Below are 7,146 nucleotides of genomic sequence, written 5' to 3' on the forward strand. Positions count from 1 at the left end.
GGGGCCTTTACTCGCCTTTGGGGGCAGCCACGCGGATTCAGTCGGCGGCGGGTGCGTGCGGCTCGGTGGCCGCGGGCACGTCGACCTCCCGCCAGAATCCCGCCCGGATGGCGTAACGGTCGTGCTCGTCGATCTGGTCGTCCTTGTGGGCGAGCAGCCCGAACCGGGCGGCGTACCGCAGCAGCTCGCCGTCGATGCGGTGCGGGATGCGCGGGTACATCGTGGACAGCCGCTGCAGATGGCTCTGGTCGCCGAGCCGGGACATCCACCGGCGGGCGAAAACCTGCCCCACCTCGTACGGGTCGCCGCCGACCGTCGTGATGTCCTCCTCCCGGTCGGCCCACCGCTGCTCGGCGGTGGTCAGCTGGGCGAGCGTCGGCATGGACGCCACCTCGGGCGGCTCGGAGACCACGCCGGGCCGGTCCACCCAGCCCTTGTCGGAGGACCACCTGAGGGTCGCGGTCGTCGGATGCTGCACGGCCTGCGCCCCCGGTGCGCGCAGCCCGGCGAGGTCCTTCGGGGTGGGTACGCCCTTGGGCGCCGACACCCGCTCCTGGGCGCCGTTCTCCGAGGTGGCGGCCGCTGGATGGGCGCCCTCCTCGGCGGGGCGCTCGCCGGCCGCGGCGAGCGCGGACTCGGGCAGGGGCGCGGAGAGGATCGCGGCGATCTCGGGCCGGGGCACGGGCGGCGGCGCACAGACGCCGGTCAGCTCCTTGGCGCGGACCGCCTGGATGATCCAGGCCCGGTCCAGGACGCGCCGCTCGTCGGCCTCGGCGACCAGGTCCTCGGACTGGTTGTAGTCGCCGTCGGCGGCCTGTACGGCCCACAGGTGGACGGCGACGCCGTGCTCCTTGGCCGCCATCATGCCGGGCAGCAGGTCGCCGTCGCCGGTGACCAGGACGATGTCGGAGCAGGCGCGGTTGCGGGCCAGCTCGGTCAGCTCGGCGTGCATGGCGGCGTCCACGCCCTTCTGCGCCCACCGTCCGTCACTGCGGGTGAGGGCGCCGAGCCGGACGGTGACGCGGGGCATCACGCGCAGCCGACGATGCTCCGGCTGGGGGACCCGGTCGGGGGCGCCGTCGAACCAGTAGATGCGCAGCAGCGGGCGCTCGGTGTCCGACTCCGCGCGTTCGCGCAGGGCCTGGATCAGCGCGGTGTGGTCGACGGTGATCCGGGACCTGGAGGGCTCACCGGCGAGGAGGCTGGCGGCGGCTCCCAGCAGATACCCGGCGTCCACCAGGACGATGCATCGATCCACGCGACTCACCCTCTTCCCGGGAGGCTTTGCTTCGGACTTCCTTCGAGTCTGCCCGACCACGCGGGGGTTAACGGCCCGAACTCGATCTTCGGCGTGGCGTTTGCGGCGCTCGCACGCCCACCATCCCTGTCACACACGGTAATTATCCGACATGCGGCCGATGTCAGCGTATGTGAATCTGGTCCCGGCCCTGGCCCCTAGATCCCCCACAGGAGGCAGATCACCATGGCCAAGAACAAGAACCGCAAGCAGGGCGGCCCGCAGAACCGCGCTCCGCAGAACAAGAACGAGCACGCGCAGGAGCGCGCGCAGCGTCCGTCGGCGGAGGAACACGAGTCCTCGATGGCGCACGTCCAGGGCAGTCCCTCGGATGTTGCCCGTAAGAAGCAGAAGAGCTTCGGCCACAACTAAAGAGCCCGGCCCACTGGGCAGTTGAAGCCCAGGCACGCAGGAGGGGCGCACCCTTGCCGGGTGCGCCCCTTCCCGCGTCATCCGCTCAGCCCGCCAGGCAGGACGGGCCGAGCAGCACCTTCAGGTCGCCGAACAGCGCCGGATCCGGCTTGACCCGGTGCCGGTCCAGGCGCAGCACGGTGGTCTTGCGCGGGCCCTGGAGCTTGATGCGGACCTCGCTGTCGCCCTTGTGGTGGCTGAGGATCTCGCCGAGGCGGCTGACCATGGGCGGAGTGACCCTGGTGGCCGGGATGGTGAGGATCACCGGCGCGTTGGTGCCCGCGTTGGACAGGTCCGGGACCATCAGCTCCATGGCGACGAGTCGCGGCACGTCCTCGCGCTTGTCGAGGCGGCCCTTGACGAACACCACGGCGTCCTCGACCAGTTGGGTCGACACCAGCTGATAGGTGGCCGGGAAGAACATGCACTCGATGGAACCGGCGAGGTCCTCCACGGTGGCGATGGCCCAGGCGTTGCCCTGCTTGGTCATCTTGCGCTGCAGGCCGGAGATGATGCCGCCGATGGTGACGACCGCGCCGTCGGCGTGCTCGCCGCCGGTGAGCTGGGCGATGCCCGCGTCCGCCTTGTCGGACAGCACGTGCTCCAGGCCGAAGAGCGGGTGGTCGGAGACGTACAGACCGAGCATCTCCCGCTCCTGGGCGAGCAGATAGGTCTTGTCCCACTCCTCTTCGGTGAACTGCACGTCGAGTCCAAAGCCGGGCTCGTCGCTCTGTTCCTCGCCCATGCCGCCGAAGAGGTCGAACTGCCCCTCGGCCTCCTTGCGCTTGACCGCGACCACGTTGTCGATCATCGGCTCGTACTGCGCGGTGAGGCCCTTGCGGGTGTGCCCCATGGTGTCGAAGGCACCGGCCTTGATCAGCGACTCCGTGGTGCGCTTGTTGCACGCGACCGCCTCGACCTTGTCGAGGTAGTCGGGGAAGGAGGCGTACTTGCCCTTCGCCTTGCGGCTCTTGATGATCGACTCGACCACGTTGGTGCCGACGTTGCGCACCGCTTCGAGGCCGAAGAGGATCACGTCGTCGCCCTGGGCGGCGAAGTTGTGCACCGACTCGTTGACGTTCGGCGGGAGCACCTTGATGCCCATGCGGCGGCACTCGTTGAGATAGATCGCCGACTTGTCCTTGTCGTCCTTGACCGAGGTCAGCAGGGCGGCCATGTACTCGGCGGGGTAGTTCGCCTTGAGGTAGGCGGTCCAGTAGGAGACCAGGCCGTACGCGGCCGAGTGCGCCTTGTTGAAGGCGTAGCCGGCGAAGGGGACCAGCACGTCCCACAGGGCCTGGATGGCCTCGTCGCTGTAATCCTTCTTCCGTGCGCCCTCCTGGAAGAGGACGAAGTTCTTCGCCAGTTCCTCGGGCTTCTTCTTGCCCATCACGCGGCGGAGGATGTCGGCCTCGCCGAGCGAGTAGCCGGCGATGATCTGGGCGGCCTTCTGCACCTGCTCCTGGTAGACGATCAGGCCGTAGGTGACGGCCAGGACCTCTTCGAGGGGCTTCTCCAGCTCCTTGTGGATCGGGGTGATCTCCTGGAGCTTGTTCTTGCGCAGCGCGTAGTTGGTGTGCGAGTCCATGCCCATCGGGCCCGGCCGGTAGAGCGCCGACACGGCGGAGATGTCCTCGAAGTTGTCGGGCTTCATCAGACGCAGCAGCGAGCGCATGGGGCCGCCGTCGAACTGGAAGACGCCGAGGGTGTCGCCGCGCTGGAGCAGTTCGAAGGTCGTCGGGTCGTCGAGCGGGAGGCCCAGGAGGTCGATGTCGACCCCCTTGTTGGACTTCACCATCTTGACGGCGTCGTCCATGATCGTGAGGTTGCGCAGGCCCAGGAAGTCCATCTTCAGCAGGCCGAGCGACTCGCAGCTCGGGTAGTCCCACTGCGTGATGGTCACGCCGTCGGTGTGCCGCACCCACACGGGGACGTGCTCGGTGATGGTCTCGCTGGACATGATGACGCCGGCGGCGTGCACACCCATCTGCCGGACCAGGCCCTCGACGCCCTTGGCGGTGTCGATGACCTTCTTCACGTCCGGCTCGTTCTCGTACATCCCGCGGATCTCGCCCGCCTCGTTGTAGCGCGGGTGCGAGGGGTCGGTGATGCCGTTCAGGTCGATGCCCTTGCCGAGGACGTCGGCGGGCATCGCCTTGGTGAGCCGGTCGCCCATGGCGTACGGGTAGCCCAGCACGCGCGCGGAGTCCTTGATCGCGTTCTTGGCCTTGATCTTGCCGTAGGTGCCGATCATGGCGACCTTGTCGGCGCCGTACTTCTCGGTCACGTACCTGATCACCTCGACGCGCCTGCGCTCGTCGAAGTCGATGTCGACGTCGGGCATGGAGACGCGCTCGGGGTTGAGGAAACGCTCGAAGATCAGGCCGTGCGGGATCGGGTCGAGGTCGGTGATGCCCATGGCGTAGGCGACGATCGAGCCGGCCGCGGAGCCTCGGCCGGGACCCACCGCGATGCCGTTGTTCTTGGCCCACATGATGAAGTCGGCGACCACGAGGAAGTAGCCCGGGAACCCCATCTGGATGATGACGTCCATCTCGTACTCGACCTGCTTCTGCCGGTCGTCCGGGACGCCGCCGGGGAAACGGCGGTCCATGCCCCGGCGGACCTCCTCCTTGAACCAGGTGACCTCGGTGTAGCCGTCGGGGATGTCGAACTTCGGCATGAGGTTCTTGGCCTCGAACATGCCGGTGGTGTCGACCATCTCGGCGACGAGGAGCGTGTTGGCGCACCCCTCCTGCCAGGCGTCCGAGGAGTCGATGGCGTACATCTCGTCCGTGGACTTCAGGTAGTAGCCGGTGCCGTCGAACTTGAAGCGGTCCGGGTCGGAGAGGTTCTTGCCGGTCTGGATGCACAGCAGGGCGTCGTGGGCGGTCGCCTCGTGCGCGTACGTGTAGTGCGAGTCGTTCGTCACCAGCGGCGGGATGCCGAGCTTCTTGCCGATCTCGAGGAGGCCGTCGCGGACCCGGTGCTCGATCTCGATGCCGTGGTCCATCAGCTCCAGGAAGTAGCGGTCCTTGCCGAAGATGTCCTGGTAGTCGGCGGCGGCCTTCAGGGCCTCGTCGTACTGGCCGAGGCGCAGTCGCGTCTGGAGCTCGCCGGAGGGGCAGCCTGTGGAGGCCACGATCCCCTCGGACCACTGGGCGATGGTCTCCTTGTCCATCCGGGGCCACTTCTGGAGCCAGCCCTCGGCGTACGCGTCCGAGGAGAGCCGGAAGAGGTTGTGCAGACCCGTGCCGTTCACGGCCCACATCGTCTTGTGGGTGTAACCACCGGAGCCGGAGACGTCGTCCCGCTTCTGGTGCGGCTGGCCCCACTGGATCTTGCGCTTGTTACGCCGGGACTCGGGGGCGACATACGCCTCGATCCCGATGATCGGAGTGATTCCGGCCTTCGTCGCTGAGTGGAAGAAGTCGTACGCCCCGTGCAGGTTGCCGTGGTCGGACATGGCGATGTGCGTCATGCCCATCTCGTTGCAGGCGTTGAACATGTCCTTGAGCCGCGCGGCACCGTCCAGCAGCGAGTACTGGGTGTGGACGTGCAGGTGCGTGAAGGGCGGCTTTGACACGGTTTCGGCCTCCAAGGCGAACAGGCGTCTACGATCTTCCGACCGGCTGCGGACCGACTGCGGACAGTCTGGGGGACAGCGTCGAAGTCTATGCCCCGGCACTGACACACGCGGGCCTTCCCCGCGTACCTTCATGCGGGAACCGGGCACTCCCGCGTGGCGTCGCCCGTTGAAGACGGCGGAAGCGCTGTCGTACCCCTTCACGCACATTCACGCACCACCCGTCCCGCACCAGGAGGCACCCCGCGATGTCGGTCCCCCAGCTCAACGACGAGCAGCGCGGCGAGGAGATCCTCGCCGTCTTCGACACCGCCTTCGGCCGGCTCCTGGCCGCCGACCCGGCCGCGTTCCGGGTGAAGTTCCGGAAGATGGCGGCCTCCGCGTTCGCCTTCTACCGGGGCACGGCGGCCCTCTTCTACCACGACCTCGACGCCGAGAAGCGCGGCGGACCGTACCTGGACGACCGCACCTCGCGGGTGTGGATCCACGGCGATCTGCACGCCGAGAACTTCGGCACCTACATGGACTCCAACGGGCGCCTGGTCTTCAACGTCAACGATTTCGACGAGGCCTACGTCGGCCCGTTCACCTGGGACCTGAAGCGCTTCGCCGCCTCCGTGGCGCTGATCGGGTACGCGAAGGCGCTCAGCGACGAGCAGATCACCGAGCTGGTGACCGTCTACGCGGCCGCCTACCGCGAGCGCATCCACGCCCTGGCCACGGGAGCCAAGAGCGACGAGGTGCCGCCGTTCACGCTGGACACCGCGCAGGGTCCGCTGCTGGACGCGTTGCGTGACGCCCGCTCGCTGACCCGCTTCGAGCTGCTGGACTCGATGACCGAGATCCGCGACTTCGAGCGCCGCTTCGCCCCGGGCGGCGGCTCCGTCGAGCTGGACGCGGCCACCCGCTACAAGGTGCTGGCCGCCTTCGACGGCTACCTGGAGACGCTGCCGGACTCCTCGCTGGCCCGCCCCGACTCCTACCGCGTGAAGGACGTCGTCGGCCGCCGGGGCATCGGCATCGGCTCGGCTGGCCTGCCCTCGTACAACATCCTGCTGGAGGGCCACAGCGACGCCCTGGAGAACGACGTCGTCATCTACATCAAGCAGGCCCAGACCCCGGCCGTCTCCCGGCACATCACGGACCCGGCGATCGCGGGGTACTTCCAGCACGAGGGCCACCGCACGGTGATCTCCCAGCGCGCCCTGCAGGCGCACGCCGACCCGTGGCTGGGCTGGACCGAGCTGGACGGCGCGGGCCAGCTGGTCGCCGAGGTCTCGCCCTACGCGGTCGACCTGGACTGGGGCGACATCGACGACCCGGAGGAGATCGCGGCCGTCGTCGCCGACCTGGGCCGGGCCACGGCCACCATGCACGCGGCGGCGGACGACACCTCCGGCGAGTCCCTGGTGCCGTTCTCCACCGAGCGGGCCATCGACGCGGCGCTCGCGGCCGACGAGGTGGGCTTCGCGCCGCTCCTGGTCGACTTCGCGCACGGTTACGGCGCACGCGCGCGTGCCGACCACCAGATCTTCGTCGACCTGTTCCGCAACGGCCGGATCCCGGGGCTGTAACTTCCCCCACTCACAGGCACCCTTTAAGGGTCCCTTACTTGCATACGTGACACACTCTGCATTCGCTATGGACACATCCGGGACCCAGCTCAGAGCCGTGCGCGCGGCGCTGTTCACGGCCGTCGTCGTGACGCTCGGCACCGCGTCGCACGTCCTGCTGTCCAGGGCCCCGCTGCCGGGGGGGGGGGGGGGGGGGGGGGGGGGGGGGGGGGGGGGTTCCCCCCCCCCCCGTGGGGGGGGGGGGGGGGGGGTGGGGAGGGGTGGCGGCGTCTCTTGTC

At 68.7% G+C, this 7,146-nt stretch carries 4 protein-coding genes; 2 read left to right on the forward strand and 2 right to left on the reverse strand.

Translation table 11 applies throughout. From position 1 onward, the window contains the following. Positions 1-37: 37 nt before the first annotated feature. The gene (locus tag AC07CM_RS30095; protein ID WP_478879603.1) at positions 38-1,258 is read right to left on the reverse strand and encodes an NYN domain-containing protein; all 1,221 of its coding nucleotides are present in this window, start codon (positions 1,256-1,258) and stop codon (positions 38-40) included. 225 nt (positions 1,259-1,483) lie between these two features. On the opposite strand from AC07CM_RS30095, the gene AC07CM_RS30100 reads away from it, so the two are divergent. Then, positions 1,484-1,669, forward strand: a complete 186-nt coding sequence (locus AC07CM_RS30100) for a hypothetical protein (protein ID WP_478879604.1) — start codon at positions 1,484-1,486, stop codon at positions 1,667-1,669. 85 nt (positions 1,670-1,754) lie between these two features. On the opposite strand, the gene dnaE is transcribed toward AC07CM_RS30100, so the two are convergent. Beyond that, positions 1,755-5,294, reverse strand: coding sequence for a DNA polymerase III subunit alpha (dnaE, locus tag AC07CM_RS30105; protein WP_478879605.1), 3,540 nt, complete (start codon positions 5,292-5,294; stop codon positions 1,755-1,757). Between the two features lie 248 nt (positions 5,295-5,542). Here dnaE and AC07CM_RS30110 point away from each other — a divergent pair, with 248 nt between their 5' ends. Then, on the forward strand, positions 5,543-6,868 hold the full coding sequence (locus AC07CM_RS30110) for a DUF2252 domain-containing protein (protein WP_478879606.1): 1,326 nt from the start codon (positions 5,543-5,545) through the stop codon (positions 6,866-6,868). Positions 6,869-7,146 lie beyond the last annotated feature (278 nt).

It is taken from the genome of Streptomyces sp. NPDC044061, assembly GCF_056434305.1.

Bases quoted from the DNA above. Each gene is read 5' to 3' on its own strand.
- AC07CM_RS30110 (WP_478879606.1), top strand. From the start codon at position 5,543: ATGTCGGTCCCCCAGCTCAACGACGAGCAGCGCGGCGAGGAGATCCTC.
- AC07CM_RS30100 (WP_478879604.1), top strand. From the start codon at position 1,484: ATGGCCAAGAACAAGAACCGCAAGCAGGGCGGCCCGCAGAACCGCGCT.